Source organism: Micromonospora sp. H33, assembly GCF_052068455.1.
In the GTDB taxonomy this organism is placed as follows: domain Bacteria; phylum Actinomycetota; class Actinomycetes; order Mycobacteriales; family Micromonosporaceae; genus Micromonospora.
Window position 1 is genome coordinate 38,404 of the sequence record NZ_JBQHDE010000004.1, and the last position, 23,735, is coordinate 62,138.

Genomic DNA, 23,735 nt, shown 5'->3' on the forward strand with positions numbered 1-23,735 from the left:
CGCCCGCGCTGCCGATGCTGAGCGGCGGACCAGCGGGACACCCCCGCGGGAGGGAGAAAACAGCGTGCGCACCGTACGCCGTACCGCCGTCGCCGCCCTGGTGGCCGCGACCGTGACAGCCGGGCTCGCGGCGCCCGCCGAGGCGAAGCCGCGACCGGACCGGACGTTCGATCTGCAGGCCCACCGCGGCGGCCTCGGGTTACGGGTGGAGAGCACCCTCGCGTCCTTCGGCAACGCGCTCCAGTTGGGTGTGGACACCCTCGAACTGGACGTGCAGATCACCGAGGACGGCCAGGCGGTCGTCACCCACGACCGCCGCGTGAGCGGCGCCAAGTGCGTCGACACCGCACCGGTGACGCCCGGCGACCCGGAGTTCCCGTACGTCGGGAAGTACGTGAACACGCTGACCCTGGCGCAGGTGCGCACGCTGGACTGCGGGTCGCGGACCCTCGCGTACCGGCCCGGCCAGCTCGCCGTGCCGGGCGCCCGGATGCCGCTGCTGCGCGAGGTGTTCGCGCTGGTCAAGCGGTACCGGGCGGACGACGTCACGCTCAACATCGAGACCAAGGTGGAGGCCGGCGCCCCCGCCGAGACGGCGCCCCGCGAGCAGTTCGTGCAGGTGACCGCCGCCGAGATCCGCGCCGCCGGCCTGCTGAAGCAGGTGACGATCCAGAGCTTCGACTGGGGCGCGCTGATGCGGATGCGTCAGGTCGAGCCGCGCCTGCCGCTGGTCGCGCTGACCAACTACGACTTCCTCCAGACCGGGCAGTCGGGCGCCTCGCCGTGGCTGGGCGGGCTGGACATCGACGACTTCGGCGGGGACCCGATCGCCGCGATCCGCAGCTTCGGCGCGACCACGTTCTCGCCGGTGCACGGCTTCCCGCAGAACGGCACCGTCACCGACCCCGGCTACCGGCCGTACGTGACCAAGCAGATGGTGGCGCACGCCCACCGCAACGGGATCAAGGTCGTCCCGTGGACGATCAACGACGTGCCCACCATGGCCAAGCTCCTCGACGACGGGGTGGACGGCATCATCACCGACCACCCGGACCGGCTGCGCGGCCTGCTCGCGCAGCGCGGGATGCGCCTGCCGAAGGCGTACGCGTCGCCGTTCGACGTGCAGGCGCACCGGGGCGGCCGGGCCACCCGGCCGGAGAACACCCTGCCCGCCTTCGCGCACGCGCTGGAGAACCCGGCGATCTCCACCCTGGAGCTCGACACCGGCGTCAGCGCCGACGGGCACCTGGTCGTGCTGCACGACCGCACCGTCAACGGTTCGCACTGCGAGGACACCGCGCCGGCCCGGCCGGGCGACCCGGAGTTCCCGTACGTCGGCAAGCGGGTACACGACCTGACCCTGGCGCAGCTCAAGACGCTGGACTGCGGCTCGAAGACCCCGGCCGACGCGCCCGACCAGGTCGCGGTGCCGGGCGCGCGCATCCCCACCCTGGACGAGGTCTTCGCCCTGGTGCGCACCAGCGGCCGCGACGACGTCCGGCTGAACATCGAGACGAAGATCAGCCCGCTGGTCGCGGACACCGCCCCGTACGACGTCTTCACCCGCAAGCTGGTCACGGCGGTCCAGCGGGCCCGCTTCACCGACCGGGTCACCATCCAGTCGTTCGACTGGCGGACCATCCGGTACGCGCGCAAGCTGGACCGGCGCATCGGCACCGTCGCCCTGGTCTGGCAGTACGGCCCGGCGGAGTGCGCCAGCCTCGCCGACGAGTGCTCGCTGCGCGCCGTCCACGACGACCCGACCGTGAAGAGCCCGTGGACCGGGGGCCTGGACTGGTGGAAGTACGAGGACCTCGGCAAGCTCACCCGGGCCGCCGGCGCCGGGACGGTCTCGGCCAACTGGCAGGTCCACGACCCGGCGCAGGGCACCGTCAGCTCCGCCGACTGGTACCTGCGGGAGAACCCGGCATACTTCCACGGACCGGACGTCCGCACTCTCCAGCGGCGGTACGGGCTGAGCGTGATCCCGTACACCGTCAACGACGCGACGGTCATGCAGCGGGTCATCGACCTGGGTGTGGACGGAATCATCACCGACGACCCGGACCTGCTGATCAGCGTGGCGATCCGCAACGGCCTCCGCTGACCGGTACGCCGATTCCGGCCGGGGGCGGTGTTACTGCCCCCGGCCGATCGGGTAGACGCGGGGTGCCCCCGCCAAGTACGTGAACCGTGCCGTGGCCGACACGCGGTAGCGGGGCGAGGGATCGCAGGTACTCATCACATCCTGAGGAGGACAGATGAGCACGCAGGCTGCATCCACCAGGCCGATGAACCGTCCCGCGACGGACGTCCAGAACCGCGCGGCCATGCAGGAGACGCCCACCCGGCCGATGGCGGCGATACCGGACGGTCGCCGGGAGCCGGTGCAGGCTCCGGGTACCGAGACCAAGCCGTCCCTACGGACCACCGAGTTCTGGGTCTTCATCGCGGCCGTGATCGGTGTGCTGGCCGCATCGCAGTTGGCCGGGCAGAACTCCGCCGGTGTGGACATCTTCCGGGCCGACAACGCCTGGCTGATGGTGACGCTGCTGACGATCGGTTACCTGGTCAGCCGTGGTCTGTCCAAGGCCGGCAGCAACTGGCGCACCGCTGAGGAGCGCAAGGCCCGGCACTGACCGGCCACTCCGCACGACGTACGGTGCCCTCCGGGATCCCGTCCCGGAGGGCACCGTCGCGGGTCCGGGTCCTACTCCTCGAAGCCGCCGAAGTCCCCGCCGAAGTCGCCCTCGACCGCGTCCTCGATCATCTCGCCGGCGACCATGCCGCCGGCCATGCCGAGCGCGGCGCCGGCGACCACCCCGCCGACGCCCATCCCCCGGCCGTGGCGCCCGTGGCCGTGCTGGTGCGGCATGCCGAAGCCCTGCGCCCGCAGGCTCCCGTACCGGGAGGTGGTCTCGCGCAGCCAGCCGTCGACCACCTGGGTCCAGTCGCCGCGGTCCGCGTCGGCGTGCGAGACCTGGTAGCGGCCGAACACGTCGTGCCCGGAGCTGAAGAAGCCGCCACGCTTGTCGCACTCCAGGATCACGTCGACCCCGTGCGGGCTGGTGACGAACGTCAGCTCGACCTCGTTGATCGTCTGCGCGTACTGCGGAGCGGCGAAGAACTCAATCTCCTGGTAGAACGGCAACGTCTGCTGCGTCCCGCGGATGTGGCCGCGCTCCAGGTCGGCGTGCTTGAACCGGAAGCCGAGCCGCTGGAACGCCTCGAGGATCCGCTCGTGCACCGGCAGCGGATGCACGTTGACCTGGTCCAGGTCGCTCTTGTCCACGGCCCGCGCGATCGCCAGCTCGGTGCGCAGGCCCATCGTCATGCCGTGCAGGCGCTGGCCGTACACGTCGGTGATCGGGGTCTCCCACGGCACCGGCAGCTGGAACGGGATCGACAGCTGCTGCTTCGCGGCGAGCTGGAGCGGCCCGGAGACGGGCATCCGGTGGAACTCCATGATGCCCGCGTACTCGGTGTCGTGCCCCTCGATCTCCACGCGGGTGACCAGGCCGACGACGATCTGCTCGATGTTGGCCGGCGCGTCACCCCCGAGCAGGTTGACCTGGCCGTCGAGGGTGAGGCCGGGGCGGGTGTTCGGGTTCGTGAGGACGGTGTCCACGCTGGGCCCGCCCACACCGAACGCACTCAACATCTTCTTGAAGACCATCGGAACTCCCGCTGGGTCTGATGCCCACGCTCTCCCGGAGCGGGACGGTGACGGGGTGCACCGTATCCGGTGCCGCTGTGAGGTCGCTGAAAAGTGTGGCACCGACGCCGCGCGGCCACCAGCCGCCGCGCCCAGGTCAGAACCACTGGCGTACGCGCATCGACGCGCCGCCGCCGTTGTCGCCGAGGTTGGGACCTCCAGCGGACCGCCGGCGGGAGGCCGGCACTCGCCGCCATCGTGGCGGGCGCCGACAACCTCCTGCACGAGTCGCTACGGGCCGCCCTTGGCAAGCTGGACGGCAAAGATCAGGCCAAGTCGATTCGATAGTCGAGACTCACCCGATCAGCGGGAATCACGATCTCCGCGACCTCAACGACTTTGGCCTCCACGTACGTCTGTCGAGTGATGACGAAAACTGGCACCCCACCGGGGATTCGGAGCACATCAGCTTCGTCCGCTACGGCCATCCTCGCGCGGACCTGCTCGCGTATGGCGGTGATCGTGTAGCCAAGGCTATGAAGCTGTGAAGTGTTGCCCCCTGGCCAGGGTTCGTTGGCGGGATCGGCGACAGGAGTTCCGGCAACCATATCCAGCAGCAGGTACGAAGTTGACGTTTGCTGCGGGATCCCGTGCGCACGGAAGACGAACCGGCGTTCGAGCAGCATCGTCCCGGGCTCAACCCCAAACAGCTCGGCCACTGGCGACGTGGCTGGCGACTCCCGGAACTCCTTGTCGAGGCTGTAGTCGGACCACTCGACCTGTCGGTCCACGGTGAACGATGTCGTCAGCCCGCCGCTGCGGACCTGTTCGAGCTCCGCACGGTACCGGTCGGAGCCGAGACGACGCACCGGCACAGCGGGGCGGGCGTAGGTACCGCGCCCCATCTCAGTGACCACCAAGCCCTCGGCACGCAACAGAGCCAGGGCTTCTCGAACGGTGCCCCGCGCGACGGAGAACTCAGCCATGAGCGCTGGCTCGCTGGGCAGCAGCGAGCCTGGCGGGATGACGCCTGCCCGGATGCGGCGGCGCAGTTCGTCTGCAACCAGCCGATACCGGCGGGGCTGCGAGTGCGGGGTAGGCACATCGGTCACCGTACCGCCGATCTTTGCCGGCTCCCTTCTGGGCCCACGCTAGTACCTGTCTAGACAGGTCGAACAGACAGGTATTACCGTAGCAATGCGACCGGCACAGAGAGTGGTCTAGGGGTAGGCGCACTGTGCCGGTCGTCCGAACAACCACGGACGCGGGCCGTGCGATCCCTGTCGCTCTACCTGCTCCTCCACCGGCAGCCCGGTGGCCGTACCCGCCGGTTGAGGCTGCGGTCGCCGGGCGGGCGGCCCTGTGCGGAAATTCCCCCTTCGCACAGGGCCGCCCCTCCAACAACGAAGGGAGCCGACCGATGAATCGAGGCACCGTCTACGGCGGCGCACCGCCCCGGCTGCATCCGCGCCACGTCCGCGACCGTCAGTTCTCCACGTGAGTTTCGGTCGGCGCGGCCTGGACCCCCAGGAGGTACGGCAGTTCCTGCACCGGGTCGCACTCGAACTGGCTGCCCTGAACCAGGACGTGGCCCGGCTCAACGACGAGAACACCCGGATCAAGCGGGCGCTGCGCGACTGGCAGAGCGCCCAGGCGCAGCGGAGGATGTCGTGAGCGCGGGGTCAGGCCAGCCAGACGGGGGTGTCTTCGCGTCACTGCCCGGAGCTGCCGTCGACGCCGCCACCGGCACGCACAGTCCCGCTCCCCGCCACGTGATCCACCTCCCGGTGGCCTTCACCGAGCTGGGTCAAGCGCTGCGCTTCGCGTACACGCTGACCCGCTCGCTGGCACTGGTGCCGGGTATCGAGGCGGCCGGCACGACCGTCTCCACCGAGGACGCCCAGCACGTACGGCACTGGGTGTACTGCGACCGGACCATGCCGGGCCGGAGTCGGTGCGTTCGCCGGGCCGACCACGACGGTCCGTGCCACCCGGCTGGGCGAGGGTGATCGCCTCGTGCTGTCAGAGCGGGATGGGGTCGACGACCATCAGCTCGCCGACCTGGTCGCCGATCTGGCCGCGCGCCTCGGCCGGCAGGCCCGCGTCGGTGACGAGCAGGTCCGCGTCCTCCAGGGGCGCGATGGTGGCGATGCCGATCGTCTCCCACTTGGTGTGGTCGGCGAGCACGACCAGCCGCCGGGACGCGGCGATCAGGGCCCGGTTCACCCCTGCCTCCAGCAGGTTCGGGGTGGTGAAGCCGGTGCGCGGGCTCATCCCGTGTACGCCGAGGAAGAGCAGGTCCACGTTGAGCGATCCGATGGCGGCCTCGGCGACCGGCCCGGTCAGCGCGTCCGACGGCGTACGGATGCCGCCGGTCAGCACGACCGTCTGGTCGGCGCGCGGGTTCTGGTAGAGGGCGTCGGCGACCGGGATCGAGTTGGTCACCACGGTCAGCCCGCGGACGTCGGCGAGCAGCCCGGCCAGCGCGGCGGTGGTGGTGCCGGCGGAGAGCGCGATCGCCATGCCGGGCTCGACGAGCGTCGCGGCCCGTTCGGCGATCGCGCGCTTCTCGGCCTGCTGGCGCACCGACTTGGCCGCGAAGCCGGGCTCCTCGGCGGATCCCGGGCCGGCCAGCGTCGCCCCGCCGTGCACCTTGTCGACCAGCCCGCGCTCGGCCAGCACCTCCAGGTCGCGCCGGATGGTCATGTCCGAGACGCCGAACCGGCTCACCAGGTGGCTGACGCGCACGCCGCCCCGCTGCCGGATCAGGTCGAGGATGGCGGTCTGCCGCTGCTGGGCGAGCATCGAACCTCCTTCGCGCGTCGAGGGGAACACTAACTGTCAGGCGGCGTCCGCGGCGCGATCCCGCCGGCCGGGCGCCGGGTCCGCGTCGGCAACGGCCGTCGATGCCGCGGGTACGTCCTCCCGTACCACGGCCACCTCGCCGGGCGGGACGGTCAGCTCGCCGGAGCAGTGCGTCCCGCCGAGTAGTTCGGTGCCGCTGGCGGAGAGCCGGACCTCCTCCCCGGTGTGGTTGAGGACGAACAGCCAGCTCCGCTCGCCGGCGCGGCGCCGGACCACCTCGACGCCGGGCGGCGCCTCGGCCGGCGGTCGCACGCCCGCCTCGGTGGCCAGCCGGGTCACCAGCCGGTCCGTCGCCGCGCCGTCCAGCCGGGTGCCGGCGTACCAGGCGGCGCCCGCGCCGACCGGGTGGCGGGTCACCGCCGGCACGCCCGGCAGCGGCCCGTCGGCGTACGCGGCCAGCACCTCGGCGCCCTCGGCGTGCAGCCACTCGGTCCACACGTCGGCGCCCGACCCGTCGTCCAGGGTGACCCGCTCCCCCGCCCGCAGCGGGAAGAACTCCTCCACGCGGACGCCGAGCAGGTCCCGGAACGCCCCGGGATATCCGCCGAGTCGGATGTGGTCGTTCTCGTCGACGATGCCGCTGAAGTAGGTGACCAGCGCCGTCCCGCCGGCCTCGACGAAGGCGCGCAGCGCCGCGGCGTGTGCGTCCCGCACCAGGTACAGGGTGGGGACCAGCACCAGGCGGTAGCCGGACAGGTCGGCGGAGGGGTGCACGACGTCGGCGGTGATGCCGGCCCGCCACAGCGATTCGTAGAGCGCCCGGAGCCGGTCGGCGTACGTGACGTCGACGCTCGGGTGCGAATCCAACTCGACGCCCCACCAGGCCTCGTAGTCGAACAGGATCGCCACTTCGGCGTCCACCCGGCTGCCGATCACCTCGGACAGCGTCGCCAGGTCGGCGCCGAGGCGGCACACTTCGCGGAACACCTTGGTGTCCGGGCCGGCGTGCGGTACCAGCGCGGAGTGGAACTTCTCCGCGCCGGCCCGGGAGGCCCGCCACTGGAAGAACAGCACCCCGTCGGCGCCGCGCGCGACGTGCGCGAGGCTGTTGCGCCGCAGCTGCCCGGGGACCTTGGCCACGTTGCGGGGCTGCCAGTTGACCGCGCTGGTGGAGTGCTCCATCAGCAGCCAGGGCTCGCCCCCGGCGACGCCGCGGGTGTGGTCGGCCGCGAGGGCCAGCCCGACGTGCGACTGCGGGTCGGCCGCGGTCAGGTAGTGGTCGTTGGCGAGCAGGTCCACGTCGGACGCCCAGGAGTGGTAGTCCAGGTACTTGACGCCGGTGCCGATCATGAAGTTCGTGGTGATCGGCTGGGTCACCAGCCGGGCCAGCACCGCCCGCTCGGCCCGCAGTTGGGCACGCTGCTCGTCGGAGGAGAAGCGCAGGAAGTCGAGCTGCTGGGTGGGGTTGGCGAAGGTCGGGGCGAGCCGGGGCGGATTGACCTCGGCCCAGTCGCCGTAGCGCTGGCTCCAGAACGCGGTGCCCCAGGCGTCGTTGAGCGCGTCGACGGTGCGGTAACGCTCGCGCAGCCAGCCGCGGAACGCCTCGGCGCTGACGTCGCAGTAGCAGTGCACGTTGTGGCAGCCCAGCTCGTTGGAGACGTGCCACATGACCACGGCCGGGTGGTCGGCGTACCGGGTGGCGACCGCCTCGACCAGGGCGAGCGACCGTTCCCGGAACACGGGCGAGCTGGGGCAGTACGCCTGCCGGCCTCCCGGCCACAGGACCGCGCCGTCGGCGCGCCGGGGCAGCGTCTCCGGATGCCGGTGGGCCAGCCACGGTGGCGGGCTGGCGGTGGCGGTGGCCAGGTCGACGGCGATGCCGCCGTCGTGCAGCAGGTCCAGCACGCGGTCCAGCCAGCCGAACTCGTACCGGCCCGGCTCGGGTTCGAGCAGGGCCCAGGAGAAGATCCCGACGGAGACCAGGTTGACCCCGGCGCGGCGCATCAGCGCGACGTCCTCGACCCAGGTCTCCTCGGGCCACTGCTCCGGGTTGTAGTCGCCGCCGAAGAAGATCCGCTCGCCCTGCCACCGCCGCATGACAGCAGAGGGTGCCCCGCTGGTGAGCGCAAGTCAACACTTTCCAACATCGACCGTTGTTTCCAACGTTTACCTCGTAACAGGCTTGTTGCGACTGGGTTATCCGCGCAGTGCACCCCTCTTGACAGGGCCCGTTAGGCGAGTAGCTTGAGCGGCCACTGGCAGTTCGTGTTCGCCAATGTGGATTCGCGGTGGATTCGACATGTGGAATCACGACGGGTGGTACTGCCAGCCGACGGCCCTCGGGCGCAGCGCACCTCTTCATCCGCAGGAGGCACCATGTCCCGTCCCCGATCCCAAGCCGAGTACCTCGCCCGGCTCGTACCTCCCTCGGTCGCCGGTCTCCGCCGCCGCTCACTGCTCGCGGGCACCGCCGGCACCGGCGCGCTGCTCGGCACCGGCCTGCTCGCCGGCTGCGGCGGCGACGACTCGGGCGGCTCCGGCTCCAAGACCGTGTCGCTCGGCTCCAACCAGTCGGACCCGAAGCCGAAGGAGGTCATCGCGAAGGTCGTGGACGGGTTCCAGACCTCGTCCGGCCTCCAGGTCTCGGTCAACACCGTCGACCACAACACCTACCAGGAGAACATCAACAACTATCTCCAGGGCAAGCCGGACGACGTCTTCATGTGGTTCGCCGGCTACCGGATGCGGTTCTTCGCCGCACGTGGGCTCGCCGGCGACGTCAGCGACATCTGGGGCAAGCTCTCCGGGATGTCGGACGCGTTCAAGAAGGCGTCCACCGGCGACGACGGCAAGCAGTACTTCGTCCCCTCGTCGTACTACCCGTGGGCGGTCTTCTACCGCAAGTCGGTGTGGCAGCAGAACGGCTACCAGGTGCCGAAGACCCTCCAGGAGCTGACCACACTCGCCGCCGAGATGAAGAAGGACGGACTGGTCCCGATCGCCTTCGCCGACAAGGACGGCTGGCCGGCGATGGGCACCTTCGACATCCTCAACCTGCGGATCAACGGCTACCAGTTCCACGTCGACCTGATGGCCGGCAAGGAGTCGTGGACCTCCGACAAGGTGAAGAAGGTGTTCGACACCTGGCGCGGGCTGCTGCCGCTGCACCAGCCCGACAGCCTCGGCCGCACCTGGCAGGAGGCGGCCCAGTCGCTCCAGCAGAAGAAGAGCGGCATGTACCTGCTCGGCCTCTTCGTCGCCCAGCAGTTCAACAACGACGAGCAGGACGACCTGGACTTCTTCACGTTCCCGGAGATCGACCCGGCCATCGGGGCGAAGGCCCTGGACGCGCCGATCGACGGCTACATGATGGCCCGCCGACCCAAGGAGGAGGACAACGCCAGGAAGCTGCTGGAGTACGTCGGCTCCAAGGCCGCCGCGGACATCACCGTGAAGAACGACCCGAGCACCCTGGTCGCCAACGGCGAGGCCGACACCAGCGGCTACACCGCGCTCCAGAAGAAGGCCGCGGAGCTGGTCGGCTCGGCCACCGAGATCGCCCAGTTCCTCGACCGGGACACCCGCCCGGACTTCGCCTCGACGGTCATGATCCCGGCGCTCCAGCAGTTCATCAAGGACCCGGCCGACATCGACGGGCTCACCAACAGCATCGAGAACCAGAAAAAATCGATCTTCACCGACTGACGGCGGAAGGGGGAGGACATCGTGTCCGACCTGCCCCTGGTCCAAGCGGACCGCGCCGTACCGCCGCCGGTCGCGACCACCACCACGCGTGGACGCGGCCGTCGGCTACGGCTCCTGTCCCGCACCGACCGCGTGGTCATCGCGCTGATGGTGCTCGTACCGCTGCTGCTCGTCGTCGCGCTCGTCTGGCTGCCGGCGCTGGCCACGGTGGCGCTGTCGGCCACCGACTGGGACGGCATCGGCCCGATCAGCGAGATCGAGTGGGTCGGTGGCCGCAACTACTCCGACGTGGTCGAGATCTACCCGCCGTTCGTCCCGGCCGTGCAGAACAACATGCTCTGGCTGGCCGCGCTCTTCGTGGTGGCCACCCCGTTCGGGATGTTCCTGGCCGTCCTGCTCGACAAGGAACTGCGCGGCACCCGGTTCTACCAGACCGCGCTCTACCTGCCGGTCGTGCTCTCCCTCGCGCTGATCGGCTTCGTCTGGCAGCTCATCTACTCGCGCGACCAGGGGCTGCTCAACGGCGTCCTCGGCACCGGCGTCGACTGGTACGGCGACCCCGACGTCAACATCTGGGCGGTGCTGGTCGCGGCCGGCTGGCGGCACGTCGGCTACATCATGCTGCTCTACCTGGCCGGGCTGAAGGGCGTGGACCCGTCGCTGCGGGAGGCCGCCGCCGTCGACGGCGCCTCGGAGACCAGCGCCTTCTTCAAGGTGGTCTTCCCGGTCATGCGCCCGATCAACATCATCGTGCTGGTGGTGACCGTGATCGAGTCGCTGCGCGCGTTCGACCTGGTCTGGGTCATCAACAAGGGCCGCAACGGTCTGGAGCTCATCTCCGCGCTGGTCACCGCGAACGTGGTCGGCGAGGCCAGCCGGATCGGCTTCGGCTCGGCGCTGGCGACCATCATGCTGGTCGTCTCGCTGGTCTTCATCACCGTCTACCTGGCCACCGTCATGAGGGAGGACCGGCGATGAGCACCGCGACGCTGAGCCGCGCCGAGGAGGCGACCGCGCCGGCCCCGGCCCGCCGGCCGTTGCGCCCGGCCCGGGTGCTGCTGCACGTCTTCCTCGCCGTCGTGGCGGTGAGCTGGCTGTTCCCGATCCTGTGGGCCGTGCTCACCTCGCTGCGGTCGTACGAGTACACCGCCGCCAACGGCTACGTCTCGCTCGGCGGTTGGACCTTCGACAACTACGTCACCGCGTGGCGGACCGCCGAGTTCGGCCAGCACTTCCTCAACTCCGTGTACATCACGGTGCCGGCGGTGCTGCTGACGCTCTTCCTCGCGTCCTGCGTCGCGTTCGTCATCGCGCGGTTCAGTTGGCGGACCAACCTGGTCCTGCTCGGCCTGTTCACCGCGGCGAACCTGCTGCCCCAGCAGGCCCTGCTGATCCCGCTGTTCCGCCTCTTCACCCAGGTGCCGCTGCCGGAGTTCATGAGCGACTCCGAGCTGCTGTACGACAGCTACTGGGGCCTGATCCTGGTCAACGTCGCCTTCCAGTGCGGCTTCTGCGTGTTCGTGCTGAGCAACTACATGAAGGCGCTCCCGCGCGACCTGTACGAGGCGGCGATGGTCGACGGGGCGAGCATCTGGCGGCAGTACTGGCAGGTGACCATGCCGCTGTGCCGGCCCGCCCTGGCGGCCCTCGCCACGCTGGAGGTGACCTGGATCTACAACGAGTTCTTCTGGGCCACCGTGCTCATGCGTACCGGGGACAAGTTCCCGGTGACCAGTTCGCTGAACAACCTGCGCGGCGAGTTCTTCACCGACAACAACCTGGTCTCGGCCGGCTCGGTGCTGGTCGCGATCCCGACCCTGGTGATCTTCTTCCTGTTGCAGAAGCAGTTCGTCCGGGGCCTCACCCTGGGAGCCAGCAAAGGATGACGATCCTGCACCTCCGCCGCGCCCGGGCCAGCCTGGTGCTCGACGCGCGCGGGCCCGGTCTGCCGCGCGTCGTGCACTGGGGCGCCGACCTGGGCCCGCTCACCGACGAGGACCTGTCCACACTGGTCGCCGCGACCGTACCACCGGTGGTGCCGAGCAGCTTCGACGCGCCGACCGTGCTGTCTCTACTGCCCGAGCCGGGTGCGGGGTGGAGCGGCCGGCCGGCGCTGGCCGGGCACCGGGACGGTGCGGCCTGGTCCACGGCGTTCCGCCTGGACGGGATCGACGTCGCCGACGGCGCCTCCGACCCGGGTCGCGTGGCCCGAGGCGGCGACGCGGTGCGCGTACCCGATGAGGAGCGGGACCACCACGGGGCCGGCGCGGCGCGGGTGTCCGTGCGGGCGTCGGACCCGGCCGCCGGTCTCTCGCTCATCGTCGAGCTGGCGCTGGACCCGCACGGGGTGCTGACCGTACGGCACCGGCTGCGCAACGACGGCGCCACCGGCTACGAACTGCGGGAGCTGACGCCGGTGCTGCCGGTGCCGGCGGTCGCCACCGAACTGCTCGACCTGACCGGCCGGTGGTGCCGGGAACGGTCGCCGCAGCGGCACCCGTGGCCGATGGGCACCTGGGTCCGGGAGGGCCGGCACGGCCGCACCGGCCACGACGCCACCCTGCTGCTGGTGGCCGGCACGGCCGGGTTCGGGTTCGGGCACGGCGAGGTGTGGGCGGTGCACACCGCGTGGAGCGGTGACCACGTGACCTTCGCGGAACGCCGGCCCACCGGCGACTCGATCCTGGGTGGCGGCGAGCTGCTGGCCCCTGGCGAGGTGATGCTCGCGCCGGGCGCCGAGTACGCCACCCCGCTGCTCTACGCCGCCTGGTCCGACGCCGGACTGGACGGGCTCAGCGACGCCCTGCACCGGCACCTGCGGGCTCGGCCGACCCACCCGCGCACGCCCCGGCCGGTCACCCTCAACGTGTGGGAGGCGGTCTACTTCGACCACGACCTGGACCGGCTGTGCGCCCTCGCCGACCGGGCCGCCGAGGTCGGGGTGGAACGGTTCGTCCTCGACGACGGCTGGTTCCGGGGCCGGCGGCACGACCGCGCCGGCCTCGGGGACTGGTACGTCGACGAGGAGGTCTGGCCGGACGGCCTGACACCGCTCGTCGACCACGTGACCGGGCGCGGGATGGCGTTCGGGCTGTGGGTCGAGCCGGAGATGGTCAACCCCGACTCGGACCTGTTCCGCGCCCACCCCGAGTGGGTGCTCGCGGTACCCGGCCGGCTGCCGCCCGAGTGGCGGCACCAGCAGGTGCTCGACGTCGCCCACCCCGGGGCGTACGCGTACCTGCTCGGCCGGCTCGACACCCTGCTCACCGAGCATCCCGGCATCAGCTATCTCAAGTGGGACCACAACCGGGACCTCACCGAGGCCGCCCACCACGGCCGGCCGGGCGTGCACGAGCAGACCCTCGCGGTCTACCGGCTCCTCGACGAGCTGCGAGCCCGCCACCCGGAGGTCGAGATCGAGAGCTGCGCCTCCGGCGGCGCCCGGGTCGACCTGGAGATCCTGCGCCGCACCGACCGGGTCTGGGCCAGCGACTGCAACGACGCCCTCGAACGGCTGGCCATCCAGCGCTGGACCGGGCTGCTGCTGCCGCCCGAACTGGTCGGCACCCACGTCGGGCCGGAGCGGTCGCACACCACCCACCGCGTCCACGACCTGGGCTTCCGGGCGGCGACCGCGCTCTTCGGCCATCACGGCATCGAGTGGGACATCGGCGCGATCAGCGCCGACGAGCGCCGGGAGCTGGCCGCCTGGGTGGCCCTGCACAAGCGGCTCCGCCCGCTGCTGCACACCGGGCGGGTGGTCCGGGTCGACCATCCGGACCCAGCCGTCTGGGCGCACGGCGTGGTCGCCCACGACGCTTCCCGGGCCGTGTACGCGGTGGCGCGGCTGGCCACCTCGGTCACCCAGGCGCCGGGCCCGGTCCGGCTCCCCGGGCTGGACCGGACCCGGCGGTACGCGGTCCGCCCGGCGGCGGGCGTGCCGGAACCGGCGGTGCTCCAGATGACCGAACCGGGCTGGCTGGCCGCCGGTGGCGCCACCCTGTCCGGGGCGGCGCTCGCCTCGGTCGGGCTCCAGGTGCCGGCGCTGCATCCGGAGCAGGCCCTCCTGCTGGAGGTCACCGGTGTCGACTGAACTTTTTCGGAGATTTCTCGGCGCCGGATGTCGAGCGGCGGTGCGTCGGCTTCTACCTACGGGTGAGAGCACCGACGATGGTGCCCGAGACCTGAGGAGCCAGACGTGAAGTACATGTTGCTCATGCAGTTCAGCGCCGCCGGCACCGACTTCCCGCCGGTCCACACCTGGACGCCGGAGGAGATCCGGGCGCACATCGGGTTCATGGGGGAGGTCAACGCGAAGCTGGTCGCCGACGGTGAGTGGGTCCAGGGGGAGGGCCTCGGCGGCCCGGCGCAGGCGAAGATCGTGCGGGCGGGCGCCGACGGGACGCCGGTGGTGACCGAAGGGCCGTTCGCCGAGACGAAGGAGTTCCTCGCCGGCTGGTGGATCGTGGACGTCGACACCCCGGAGCGGGCCGTGGCGATCGCGGCGCACATCTCGACCGCGCCCGGCCCCGGCCGCCGGCCGCTGAACATGCCCATCGAGGTGCACCCGGTCATGTCGGCCCCGCCCGAGGAGCTGTGACACCTGGACACGGTTGACCGTGACGTCGAGGACCTGCTGCGCGACCTGGCGCCGCAGGTCCTCGGCGTGCTCGCCCGCCGCTTCGGTGACTTTGCCACCGCCGAGGACGCGGTCCAGGAGGCGCTGCTCGCGGCGGTGACACAGTGGCCCGTCGAGGGGCTGCCGGACAACCCCCGGGGATGGCTGATCCAGGTTGCGTACCGCCGGATGATTGAGCTGGTCCGCTCCGAGACGGCGCGGCGGCGGCGGGAGGATCTGGCCGCTACCCGCGAGCCGGACGACCGGCGGGCCGCGCCCGCGGCGGACGACGAACTGGGCGCGGACCGCGACGACACGCTGGTCCTGCTCTTCCTCTGCACCCACCCGGCGCTCTCCCCCGCCTCGGCGATCGCGCTGACCCTGCGAGCCGTCGGCGGCCTGACCACGGCGGAGATCGCCCGGGCGTTCCTCGTGCCGGAGGCCACGATGGCGCAGCGGATCAGCCGCGCCAAGCAGCGGATCCGCTCCTCCGGTGTGCCGTTCCGGATGCCCGACGCGACGGAGCGGCCGGCCCGCCTGGCCGCGGTGCTGCACGTGCTCTACCTGATCTTCACCGAGGGGCACACCGCCAGCGTCGGCGCCGAGTTGCGCCGGGTGGACCTCGCCGAGGAGGCGGTTCGGCTGGCGCGGGCGCTGCACGCGGCGCTGCCGCAGGAGAGCGAGGTCGCGGGGCTGCTCGCGCTGATGCTGCTCACCGACGCGCGGTCCGCGGCGCGCACCGGCCCGTCCGGAGAACTGGTCTCCCTGACCGACCAGGACCGCTCGCGCTGGGACCGGGCGGCCATCGGCGAGGGCGTCGCGCTGGTCACCTGGGCGCTGCCCCGGGGGCCGGTCGGCCCATACCAAGTGCAGGCGGCCATCGCCGCGCTGCACGACGAGGCGCCGAGCGCCGAGGAGACCGACTGGCCGCAGATCCTCGCGCTCTACGAGGTGCTGGAGCGGCTCTCCCCCGGCCCGGTGGTCTCCCTGAACCGGGCGGTGGCCACGGCCATGGTGCACGGCCCGGCGGCCGGGCTGGCCGCGCTCGACACCCTCGCCGCCGATTCGCGGCTCGCCGGTCACCATCGGCTCCCGGCCGCCCGCGCCCACCTGCACGAGATGGCCGGCGACCGGGAGCGCGCCATCGCCGACTACGGCGTGGCGGCGGACCTGACCACGAGCCTGCCGGAGCAGCGGTACCTGCGCATGCACGCCGCCCGCCTCGCCACTCGACAGGGAACATGACCTGTCGGCCCTTTGCTCTGCTTCAACCGGCGCACAGGTTTACCTGGCTCCCGGCGGCGCAGGCATCAGCGTAGGACGGCGACCGGCCGAGCGCAATGAACCGGTTAAGGAACTCCATCGGCCAAGGGTTGGCCGACGCCGACCGGGGTATCCCGGGAGGATCCGCGCGGCCGGAACGAGGAGGCACCATGGTCAACGTCGGCTACACCCTCATGTGCGAGCAGGCCGGCCCGAAGCAGCTGGTCGACTACGCCGTGCGCGCCGAGGCGGCCGGCTTCGACCACCTGGTCATGTCCGACCACTACTACCCCTGGCTCGACTCCCAGGGCCACTCCCCGTACGCCTGGTCGGTGCTCGGCGCGGTCGCCCACGCCACCTCGCGGGCGCACCTGATGTCCTTCGTGACCTGCCCGATCCGCCGCTACCACCCGGCGGTCGTGGCGCAGAAGGCGAGCACCGTCGGTGTGCTCTCGGACGGGCGGTTCACCCTCGGCCTGGGCTCCGGCGAGAACCTCAACGAGCACGTGATCGGTGGCTGGCCGCACGTGCAGCAGCGGCACGAGATGTTCGAGGAGGCCCTCCAGATCATCCGGCCGCTGCTCAACGGGGAGACGCTGACCTTCTCCGGCAACCACTACGACGTGCCCGACGCCTACGTCTGGGACCGGCCGGAGCGGCCGGTGCCGATGGTGATCGCCGCCTCCGGCCGCCAGTCGGTCACCCTGGCCGCCGAGTACGGCGACGGCCTCGTCGCCACCGAGCCGTTGCCGCACCTCGTCGACATGTACGACGACGCCGGCGGCGTCGGGAAGCCACGGTTCGGGCAGGTCGCCATCTGCTACGGCCCCGACGAGGCCGAGTGCCGGAAGATCGTCCACGACCAGTTCCGCTGGTTCGGGCTGGGCTGGAAGGTGAACGCGGAACTGCCCGGCCCCGAGTCGTTCGCCGCCGCCACCCAGTTCGTACGCGAGGAGGACGTCGCCGACACCATCTCCTGCGGGCCGGACGTGGACCAGCACGTCGAGGCGTTCAAGAAGTTCGTCGACGCCGGGTTCAGCCACGTCGCGATCGTGCAGGTCGGCGGGGAGAGCCAGCCGATGTTCCTGGAGTGGGCGCAGGAGCAGCTGCTGCCGCGCCTGCGGGAGCTGTGAGAGCCTCGCCGCTGCGGCGGCCCCGGCCGACGGCACCGGGACGCTTCGGCCCGGCGGAACTGCGCCTCGCTTTCGCCGCACCCCGGCCCGCCGCCGGCCTGACCAGCGAGTGGCGACTGGTCGACGGGCTCCGGACGCACACCCGCCGCAGCGCCGACCCGGGCACCGGTGCCCCGCCGGTGGTGCTCGTGCACGGCCTCGCCGTCTCGCACCGGTACCTCACCCCGCTCGCGGTGGCGCTCGCCGACACCCATCCGGTGTACGCGCCGGACCTGCCCGGCTTCGGCCTGACCGAGCGCCCCGGCACCGCGTACGACGTGCCCCGGCACGCCGACCACCTCGCCGCCTGGCTGGCCGCGTACCGGATGCCGCCGGTCTGCGTGCTCGGCCACTCGTTCGGCGCGGAGGTCGCCGCGGCGCTGGCCGCCCGCCACCCCGGGACGGTCCGCGCGGTGGTGCTGGCCGGCCCGACCAGCGACCCGGCGGCGCGTTCGCGGCGCGGCCAGATCGGACGGTGGCTGGTCGACGCGCTGCGGGAGGCGCCGCTGCAGGCGCCCATCCTGCTCCGCGACGTGTGGGACGCCCGGCCCTGGCGGGTGTCCGCGACCCTCACCCACTCGGTGCGCAACGCGATCGAGGCGGACCTGGTGCGGATCGCCGCGCCGACCGTGGTGGTGACCGGTTCGCGGGATCCGGTGGTGCCGGCCGGGTGGCGGTCGCAGGCGGCCCGGCTCGTGCCCCGCGCCCGGGACGTGGTGGTGCCCGGTGCCGCGCACAACGTCGTCACCACCGCGCCGGCGCAGGTCGCCGACGCCGTCCGGCTCCTGCTGGCTCCCTCGCTCACGAACAGGTGATTCCTCATGCGTATCGGCAACACGGAGATCCGGCCGGCCGGTGGCGGCCTCGGCTGCCTGCTGATGATCCTCTTCTCGGTGGTCGCCTCGATCGTCCTGACCGTGCTGCTCAACCTGGTGCTGTAGCGCCGCCTGGTAGCGGCGGTGCCGCCTTGCGTGGCCGCGTGGCCGCGGCGCCGCCTGCGTGGCCGTGGTGCCGCCTGCGTCGCGGGGGTGCCGCCTCCGCGCTCCTTTGCTCTGCACCCGGATTCGCACCGGTCACTCTGCGTGCTCGGTGCGGATGAGGGTGCAGAGCAAAGGCGGCGGTCAGGCCGGCGCCAGGTCGAGGTCGACGCTCAGCGGATAGTGGTCGGAGCCGCGGTCGGCGTCGCCGTTCCGGATCACCCGCACCTGCCGGGTCAGCTCGGCGACCGCCGGCGTGGCCAGGAGGTAGTCCAGGCGCATCGGCACGAACTCCGCCCCGCCGTGCCGGGTCGGTACGGTCCACCCCTCCGGCTCCGGTGAACCGTGCCGCCACAGGTCGACCAGGCCCGCGTCCAGGAGCCGGGCGACCGCGCGGGTGTCGACGGTACGGCCGTCGCGGCGCAGGTGCCGGCAGCGGTACCGGTCCGGCAGCCCGGCCAGGCGCTCGGTGTGGTCGACGGACGGGTCGAGGGTGTTCAGGTCACCGGCGACCAAGGCCAGCTCGCCGCCGGTGCGGCGCAGGGCCGCCGCGAGCCAGTCCGCCTCCATCAGCCGCCGGCCGCCCGAGTACGGGTTGAGATGCGTACTGAACACGGTCAGTGGCCCGGCGTCGGTGGCCACCGTGACGCGCTGGGCGGCGTGGTGGAACGGCCGGCGTACCCGGCCGGCGGCGAGCACCCGCAGCGGCGGGCGGACCAGCACCGCCACCGGCTGGGCGAACCACGACCGGGCCAGGTGCGGCCGCATCCCCAGGCGCTCGGCGAAGGCCGCCAGGACGCGGTCGTCGAAACCGCGCAGCTCCTGCACCGCGAGCACGTCCGGCCGCAGGTCGGTGACGACCCGGACGATCAGGTCCCGCCGGTCGCCACCGCCGGCGTCCCGGCCGCCGGTACGGATGTTCCAGGTCGCCACCCGCAGCATGGGCGCGTCATTCCACCTGGCCGGCCCTGGCCAGCTCGTCGTCGAGGGTGTGCACGTCCTCCGACTCGATGGCGGGCCGGTTGCCCTCGCGCAGGTCCGCGTTCGGTCGGACCACCCAGTAGAGCAGCCCCACCCAGAGGGTGCACAGGATGATCGCGCCCATGAAGTCGGTCGGGTGGTGCATGCCCCGGTACATCCGGGAGACCGCCACCCCGACCGGCATGACCACGGCCAGGGCCACGAACGCCCACCGCCACCAGCGGTCGGTGCGCGGGAAGACGATGATCGCGATGGCGACCCAGACGCACAGGGTTGCCGCGATGTGGCCGGACGGGAACGAGGACGTCGGCATCGGCCCGTCCAGGTTCCCGACCGGCGGCCGGGGCCGGTCCACGGCGGCGGCCGATGCGAGGAAGAGGGTCAGCTCGCCGAACATGGTCAGCGCGACGAACAGCACCGGCCGCCAGCGCCGCCAGACCGCCAGCACCAGCGGGCAGAAGACCAGCGAGATCAGCAGGATCGCGTGGGTGTCGCCGGCCTTGCTCCACCACCAGGAGAAGTCGTCCCGGGCGGGGGTGCGGTGCTCGGCGAGCCAGCGCGGCACCTCGGTGTCGAGGGTGGCGAGGAACGTCCCGCCGGCGTGATAGCTGACGAACAGCCCGAAGCCGTAGAGGGCGCCGAGCACCAGCACCCAGCCGACGATCAGCTCGAAGACCGCGGCCCGGGGGTGCGGCAGCAGGTGCGCCTCGTCGGGGGCGGGCGCCACGTCGTGCGCGGCCTCCGGCTCCAGGCCCTCGGTCAGCGCCGGCACCGGCCGGCCGCGCTCCAGCCGCCACAGGCGGAAGGCGTACGCGGTGATGCCGAGCCACGCCGCGCCCAGCAGCCAGGCGCCGAGCACGTCGGAGACGAAGTGCACGCCCAGCGCGATCCGGGTCAGCCCGATGAGCACCACGATCGTGGCGACCAGGCCGATGGCCGGCTTGCGCCAGCGCGGCGACATCGCCGGGAGGAAGACCAGCAGCAGCGCGCCGTACGCGACGAACGACCCGAGCGCGTGGCCGGAGGGGAAGCTCTGCCCCGCGTACGCCCCGATCGGCACCTCCACCTCGGGGCGCAGCCGGTCGACCAGCGTCTTGAGCGCCGGGTCCAGGATCAGCGCGCCGACGCCGGTGACGATGAGGAACACCGCCAGGCGCCCCTGCCGGCGGATCAGCAGACCGACCACGGCGACCGAGATCAGCCAGATGAGCACCGCCCGGCCGCCGAGGTCGGTGAGCGCGTTGAGCACGGTCACCAGCGGCCCGTACGGCGAGACGAGGTCGTTGAGCCAGGCGGCGACACCATGGTCGACGTCGTACAGCGGGGTCCAATTGACCCGTACCAGGACCAGCAGCAGACCGAACCCCACCCCGGTGCCGAGCACGAGCGCCAGGCCGGCGAGCGTCCGCTCGGTGAAGTGCCCCAGGGGTCGGCGCAACACGTCGATGACCGCGCTCACGGCAGCCTCCCTCTCAGCTCCTGGCGTGGCGCTTTACCCGATCGGAAGTTCGCGTACACCGGGGCGGGGGCTAGAGCGCGGTCATCTCGCCCGTGTCGTGCACCTCGACCCGGTCGGCCTCGGGCTCCCACAGGTCGGGCTGGGCCGGCTCCTGCACGCCGATCCGCACCGCCTCCAACTGCGCGGCGAAGGCCAGCCCGCCGAAGAGCGCTATACCGGTGAGGTTGGCCCACAGCAGCAGCGCCATCACGCCGGTCAGCGCGCCGTACGTCTGGTTGAAGTCGTCGCTGTAGGCGACGTACGCCGCGAGCAGCAGGCTGGTCAGCCACCACAGCGCCGTCGCGATCCCGGCGCCGAAGAAGAGCCAGGACAGGCCGGGCTGGTTGCGCCGGGGCGCGTGCCGGAAGAGCACCGCGACGGCCAGCACGGTCAGCCCCAGGCTGAGCGGCCACCGCACCACGTCCCACACGCCGTCGGCGCCCTCACCCCACGCGTAGTGCCGCTGCACCGAGTCGCCGATCGCCCCGCCCGCCACCAGGATGAGGAACCCGGTCAACGCGGGCAGGCCGGCGGTGAGCGCAAGGACCGCGGCGCGGACGTACTTCCACAGCGCCGGGCGGTCCCGCTCGACGCCGTAGATCCGGTTGGCTCCCCGCTCGATCTGCGCCATGGTCATGGTGAGCGCGACCAGCCCGGTGAGCAGACCGAGGGTCAAGGCCAGCTCGCCCACCTCCTCGGTGCGCTCCCCCTCGCCGAGCAGCTCCCCCACCACCTCGTCGCTGGCGCCCGGGGAGAGCGCCAGCACGGTGTCGGCCACGACCTGCCCGCCCTCCTCGACGCCCAGCTCGGAGATGAGACCGGTCAGCGCGATCAGGAACGGCACCACGGCGAGGCAGAGCTGCAACGCGAACGCCCGGGAGTGGCTGAACCCGTCGCCGTAGCGGAACCGGATGAACGCGTCCCGCAGCAGGCACCAGCCGCCCTCCCGGCGCAGCGCGTGCCAGGCGTCGTCGGCGGACAGCTCCTCGTCGGCCATCAGCCGGGTCTCCGGCACCATCCGGGTGCTACTCACGGCCCGCCTCCTCGACCAGCCGCTCGCCCCGCTCGGCGGCGGCGTCGACGTCGACCGCCAGGTCCGGCGCCTCCTCCGGCTGCGGTACGCACAGCCACAGCGCCCGCCGCCGGATCTCCGCCTTGAGCGTCCGACCCGGCTCGATCAGGTCCCCGTCGAGCTCCCGGGGCTGCGGCCGGTTGCTGGTGATCTCCACCCGGCGCCCGCGGAACACCTCCATCCGCGGCACCCTTTCCTGCCGCCGAAGGACCGCCCAGCCGAGCGCGAGCCAGTGCCCCAGCGTGCGCGGGGTGAGCACCGCGACGTCGAGATAGCCGTCGTCCGGCTCGGCACCGGTGAGCAGGCGTACGCCGCCCTGGAGCCGGCCGACGTTGGCGACCAGGACGGACCGGGCCCGGCGCCGCAACGGCTGCTGGTCGTCAATGCGGATGGAGACCCTCATCGGCCGGTCCCGCAGGTGCCGGGCGGCCCCCATCACGTACGCCGGCCAGCCGATCCGCCTCTTGGTGGTCTCCGAGGTGGCGGCCAGCATCTGGGCGTCGAAGCCCATGCCAGCCATCACGGTGAAGTACTGCTCCTCGACCTGGCCGACGTCGAGCAGGCGTCGGCCCTGCTCGACCGCCACCTCCAGGCCGGCGGCGAGGTCGTTGGAGAGGCCCAGGTTGGCCGCCAGCAGGTTGCCGGTGCCATGCGGCAGCACGGCGAGCGCCACCTCGGTGCCGACGAGCGCGCTGACGCAGGACATGACGGTGCCGTCGCCGCCGCAGGCGAAGACCACGTCCACGCCGGCCCGTACGGCCTCCTCGGTCTGGCCCCGCCCCGGGTCCTCGACGGTGGTCTCGAACCAGAGCGGTTCGGGCCAGCCGGCGGCGGCGAGGGCTTCGTCCACCGTACGGCGGAGTTCGTCCAGGTCAGCGACCTTCGACGGGTTCACCACCACGGCCGACCGCAGGCCGCCCCTGCCCTCTGCAGCATCCACGGCGCCAGTGTGCAGCACGGCGGCGGGTTCAGCGAGTTCGTGCGCGGGCGGGGTCGGCAGCGCCACAAGGAGGTTTCAGCGCGGCCGCCACCGGTTCGTCCGCCCACCCCGGGCCGCCCGCTCCGCGGTCTCCGTCACTCACCGCCGCCGCCGGGTGTCCTCCCGCTTCGCCCGGGCCCAGGCCGGGGCCCGAGACGGGCGGGCGAGGGTCAGGCGGTCGCGCGCAGAGCGGCCTCGACGCGGCGGCGGAGGTCGTCGAGGTTCACACCGGCCTCGGTGAGCACCAGCGCGGCGAGGCCGTTGCCCTCGCGGAGCAGGCCGAGCAGGATGTGCTCGGTGCCGATGTGCGAGTGGCGCAGCCGCAGCGCCTCCCGCAGGGACAGCTCCAGCACCTTCTTCGCCCGCGCCGAGAACGGGCCGCCCGCGTACCGTCGACGGCCCCAGCGGCGGCGCGGAGCCGGCGCCGCCTCGCGGAGCGCGTCCGGGCCGAACGTCTCCTCGATGCGCGCGACGATGGCCGCGAGGTCGATGCCGATCTCGCGCAGCGCGGCGGCGTCGGCGTCGGCGAGGCCGGTGCTGGCGCGCTCGGTGTGCCGCCGGATCCGGGCGCGCAGGTCGTCGGCGCTGACGCCCGCCTCGCGCAGCACCCGCACCGCCAGGCTGTCCCCGTCGGCGAGCATCGCGAGCAGCAGGTGCTCGGTGCCGACCGGGCGTTGCCCCTCGGCACGGGCCTCGTCCCGCGCCCCCTTGACCACCGTGCGGGCCCGGTCGGTGAACCGCTCGAACATCACGCCTCCCAGGATCGATCGACCGCCGGCCGCCCGGCGTGCTTCTTGTGGACCGCCTGCCGGCTGACCTCGAGCGCGTCGGCGATCTCCTGCCAGGACCAGCCCTGCCGCCGGGCGTTGTCGACCTGGACCACCTCGAGCCGCTCGAGGAGCCGGCGCAGTGCGCGGACGGCGCGCAGCCCGACCCGGGGGTCGGTGCTGCTGGCGGCCGCCGCGAGTTCCGTCGCCTGACTCATCCTGTCAACTTACGTTGACGACACG

The 23,735-nt window shown here is 72.2% G+C and carries 21 protein-coding genes and 1 pseudogene; 12 read left to right on the forward strand and 10 right to left on the reverse strand.

Going from position 1 to position 23,735, the window contains the following annotated elements; genetic code table 11:
• The first annotated feature begins 64 nt into the window (after positions 1-64).
• Entirely contained in the window at positions 65-2,107 is a 2,043-nt protein-coding gene (locus ACTMS0_RS11930; protein WP_441155208.1) for a glycerophosphodiester phosphodiesterase family protein, read from the forward strand.
• Positions 2,108-2,261: 154 nt separating this feature from the next.
• Positions 2,262-2,639: a hypothetical protein gene (locus ACTMS0_RS11935; RefSeq protein ID WP_441155209.1), complete on the forward strand. Its 378-nt coding sequence runs from the start codon at positions 2,262-2,264 to the stop codon at positions 2,637-2,639.
• Between the two features lie 71 nt (positions 2,640-2,710).
• On the opposite strand, the gene ACTMS0_RS11940 is transcribed toward ACTMS0_RS11935, so the two are convergent.
• On the reverse strand, positions 2,711-3,628 hold the full coding sequence (locus ACTMS0_RS11940; RefSeq protein ID WP_441155571.1) for a sporulation protein: 918 nt from the start codon (positions 3,626-3,628) through the stop codon (positions 2,711-2,713).
• Positions 3,629-3,981: 353 nt separating this feature from the next.
• The gene (locus tag ACTMS0_RS11945) at positions 3,982-4,767 is read right to left on the reverse strand and encodes a GntR family transcriptional regulator (RefSeq protein WP_441155210.1); all 786 of its coding nucleotides are present in this window, start codon (positions 4,765-4,767) and stop codon (positions 3,982-3,984) included.
• A 308-nt stretch (positions 4,768-5,075) separates the two neighbouring features.
• On the opposite strand from ACTMS0_RS11945, the pseudogene ACTMS0_RS11950 reads away from it, so the two are divergent.
• Positions 5,076-5,329 (forward strand): annotated as a pseudogene (locus ACTMS0_RS11950) (DivIVA domain-containing protein).
• A 98-nt stretch (positions 5,330-5,427) separates the two neighbouring features.
• Positions 5,428-5,664: a hypothetical protein gene (locus ACTMS0_RS11955; RefSeq protein ID WP_441155572.1), complete on the forward strand. Its 237-nt coding sequence runs from the start codon at positions 5,428-5,430 to the stop codon at positions 5,662-5,664.
• A 13-nt stretch (positions 5,665-5,677) separates the two neighbouring features.
• Here the strand turns inward: ACTMS0_RS11955 and ACTMS0_RS11960 are convergent, their stop codons facing one another.
• On the reverse strand, positions 5,678-6,460 hold the full coding sequence (locus ACTMS0_RS11960; RefSeq protein WP_441155211.1) for a DeoR/GlpR family DNA-binding transcription regulator: 783 nt from the start codon (positions 6,458-6,460) through the stop codon (positions 5,678-5,680).
• Between the two features lie 36 nt (positions 6,461-6,496).
• Positions 6,497-8,557 (reverse strand): beta-galactosidase, encoded by a 2,061-nt coding sequence (locus tag ACTMS0_RS11965; RefSeq protein WP_441155212.1) that lies wholly within the window; start codon positions 8,555-8,557, stop codon positions 6,497-6,499.
• Positions 8,558-8,836: 279 nt separating this feature from the next.
• Here ACTMS0_RS11965 and ACTMS0_RS11970 point away from each other — a divergent pair, with 279 nt between their 5' ends.
• The 8 genes from ACTMS0_RS11970 to ACTMS0_RS12005 all read left to right on the forward strand — a co-directional run bounded on the left by ACTMS0_RS11970 (position 8,837) and on the right by ACTMS0_RS12005 (position 18,033).
• Positions 8,837-10,165 (forward strand): ABC transporter substrate-binding protein, encoded by a 1,329-nt coding sequence (locus ACTMS0_RS11970; protein ID WP_441155213.1) that lies wholly within the window; start codon positions 8,837-8,839, stop codon positions 10,163-10,165.
• A 21-nt stretch (positions 10,166-10,186) separates the two neighbouring features.
• Positions 10,187-11,143 carry a carbohydrate ABC transporter permease gene (locus tag ACTMS0_RS11975; RefSeq protein ID WP_441155214.1) on the forward strand — a complete coding sequence of 319 codons (957 nt, stop codon included), beginning with the start codon at positions 10,187-10,189 and terminating at the stop codon, positions 11,141-11,143.
• Positions 11,140-12,051 carry a carbohydrate ABC transporter permease gene (locus tag ACTMS0_RS11980; RefSeq protein WP_441155215.1) on the forward strand — a complete coding sequence of 304 codons (912 nt, stop codon included), beginning with the start codon at positions 11,140-11,142 and terminating at the stop codon, positions 12,049-12,051. Before ACTMS0_RS11975 ends, ACTMS0_RS11980 begins: the two co-directional genes overlap by 4 nt.
• Positions 12,048-14,258 carry an alpha-galactosidase gene (locus tag ACTMS0_RS11985; RefSeq protein ID WP_441155216.1) on the forward strand — a complete coding sequence of 737 codons (2,211 nt, stop codon included), beginning with the start codon at positions 12,048-12,050 and terminating at the stop codon, positions 14,256-14,258. The genes ACTMS0_RS11980 and ACTMS0_RS11985 overlap by 4 nt, the downstream gene beginning before the upstream one ends.
• A 114-nt stretch (positions 14,259-14,372) precedes the next feature.
• Positions 14,373-14,765, forward strand: coding sequence for a YciI family protein (locus ACTMS0_RS11990; protein ID WP_441155573.1), 393 nt, complete (start codon positions 14,373-14,375; stop codon positions 14,763-14,765).
• 3 nt (positions 14,766-14,768) lie between these two features.
• Complete coding sequence (locus ACTMS0_RS11995) at positions 14,769-16,028, forward strand: RNA polymerase sigma factor (RefSeq protein ID WP_441155574.1); 1,260 nt, start codon at positions 14,769-14,771, stop codon at positions 16,026-16,028.
• Between the two features lie 188 nt (positions 16,029-16,216).
• Entirely contained in the window at positions 16,217-17,179 is a 963-nt protein-coding gene (locus ACTMS0_RS12000; RefSeq protein WP_441155217.1) for a TIGR03557 family F420-dependent LLM class oxidoreductase, read from the forward strand.
• Positions 17,176-18,033, forward strand: a complete 858-nt coding sequence (locus ACTMS0_RS12005) for an alpha/beta fold hydrolase (RefSeq protein ID WP_441155218.1) — start codon at positions 17,176-17,178, stop codon at positions 18,031-18,033. Before ACTMS0_RS12000 ends, ACTMS0_RS12005 begins: the two co-directional genes overlap by 4 nt.
• Before the next feature lie 306 nt (positions 18,034-18,339).
• Here the strand turns inward: ACTMS0_RS12005 and ACTMS0_RS12010 are convergent, their stop codons facing one another.
• The 6 genes from ACTMS0_RS12010 to ACTMS0_RS12035 form a co-directional block, all read right to left on the reverse strand.
• Positions 18,340-19,137 (reverse strand): endonuclease/exonuclease/phosphatase family protein, encoded by a 798-nt coding sequence (locus ACTMS0_RS12010; RefSeq protein ID WP_441155219.1) that lies wholly within the window; start codon positions 19,135-19,137, stop codon positions 18,340-18,342.
• A gap of 7 nt (positions 19,138-19,144) precedes the next feature.
• Positions 19,145-20,635, reverse strand: a complete 1,491-nt coding sequence (locus tag ACTMS0_RS12015) for a phosphatase PAP2 family protein (RefSeq protein ID WP_441155220.1) — start codon at positions 20,633-20,635, stop codon at positions 19,145-19,147.
• A gap of 70 nt (positions 20,636-20,705) precedes the next feature.
• Positions 20,706-21,707 carry a YihY/virulence factor BrkB family protein gene (locus tag ACTMS0_RS12020; RefSeq protein ID WP_441155221.1) on the reverse strand — a complete coding sequence of 334 codons (1,002 nt, stop codon included), beginning with the start codon at positions 21,705-21,707 and terminating at the stop codon, positions 20,706-20,708.
• Positions 21,700-22,686 carry a diacylglycerol/lipid kinase family protein gene (locus tag ACTMS0_RS12025; protein WP_441155222.1) on the reverse strand — a complete coding sequence of 329 codons (987 nt, stop codon included), beginning with the start codon at positions 22,684-22,686 and terminating at the stop codon, positions 21,700-21,702. Before ACTMS0_RS12025 ends, ACTMS0_RS12020 begins: the two co-directional genes overlap by 8 nt.
• Before the next feature lie 209 nt (positions 22,687-22,895).
• On the reverse strand, positions 22,896-23,474 hold the full coding sequence (locus ACTMS0_RS12030) for a Clp protease N-terminal domain-containing protein (RefSeq protein ID WP_441155223.1): 579 nt from the start codon (positions 23,472-23,474) through the stop codon (positions 22,896-22,898).
• Positions 23,474-23,710 carry an HTH domain-containing protein gene (locus ACTMS0_RS12035; RefSeq protein ID WP_155333268.1) on the reverse strand — a complete coding sequence of 79 codons (237 nt, stop codon included), beginning with the start codon at positions 23,708-23,710 and terminating at the stop codon, positions 23,474-23,476. Before ACTMS0_RS12035 ends, ACTMS0_RS12030 begins: the two co-directional genes overlap by 1 nt.
• Between the last annotated feature and the right edge of the window lie 25 nt (positions 23,711-23,735).

Coding starts and splice junctions, on each gene's coding strand:
- ACTMS0_RS12000 (WP_441155217.1), top strand. CDS start 16,217: ATGGTCAACGTCGGCTACACCCTCATGTGCGAGCAGGCCGGCCCGAAG.
- ACTMS0_RS11990 (WP_441155573.1), top strand. CDS start 14,373: ATGTTGCTCATGCAGTTCAGCGCCGCCGGCACCGACTTCCCGCCGGTC.
- ACTMS0_RS11970 (WP_441155213.1), top strand. CDS start 8,837: ATGTCCCGTCCCCGATCCCAAGCCGAGTACCTCGCCCGGCTCGTACCT.
- ACTMS0_RS11960 (WP_441155211.1), bottom strand. CDS start 6,460: ATGCTCGCCCAGCAGCGGCAGACCGCCATCCTCGACCTGATCCGGCAG.
- ACTMS0_RS12030 (WP_441155223.1), bottom strand. CDS start 23,474: ATGTTCGAGCGGTTCACCGACCGGGCCCGCACGGTGGTCAAGGGGGCG.
- ACTMS0_RS11965 (WP_441155212.1), bottom strand. CDS start 8,557: ATGCGGCGGTGGCAGGGCGAGCGGATCTTCTTCGGCGGCGACTACAAC.
- ACTMS0_RS12010 (WP_441155219.1), bottom strand. CDS start 19,137: ATGCTGCGGGTGGCGACCTGGAACATCCGTACCGGCGGCCGGGACGCC.
- ACTMS0_RS12035 (WP_155333268.1), bottom strand. CDS start 23,710: ATGAGTCAGGCGACGGAACTCGCGGCGGCCGCCAGCAGCACCGACCCC.
- ACTMS0_RS11935 (WP_441155209.1), top strand. CDS start 2,262: ATGAGCACGCAGGCTGCATCCACCAGGCCGATGAACCGTCCCGCGACG.
- ACTMS0_RS11980 (WP_441155215.1), top strand. CDS start 11,140: ATGAGCACCGCGACGCTGAGCCGCGCCGAGGAGGCGACCGCGCCGGCC.
- ACTMS0_RS11985 (WP_441155216.1), top strand. CDS start 12,048: ATGACGATCCTGCACCTCCGCCGCGCCCGGGCCAGCCTGGTGCTCGAC.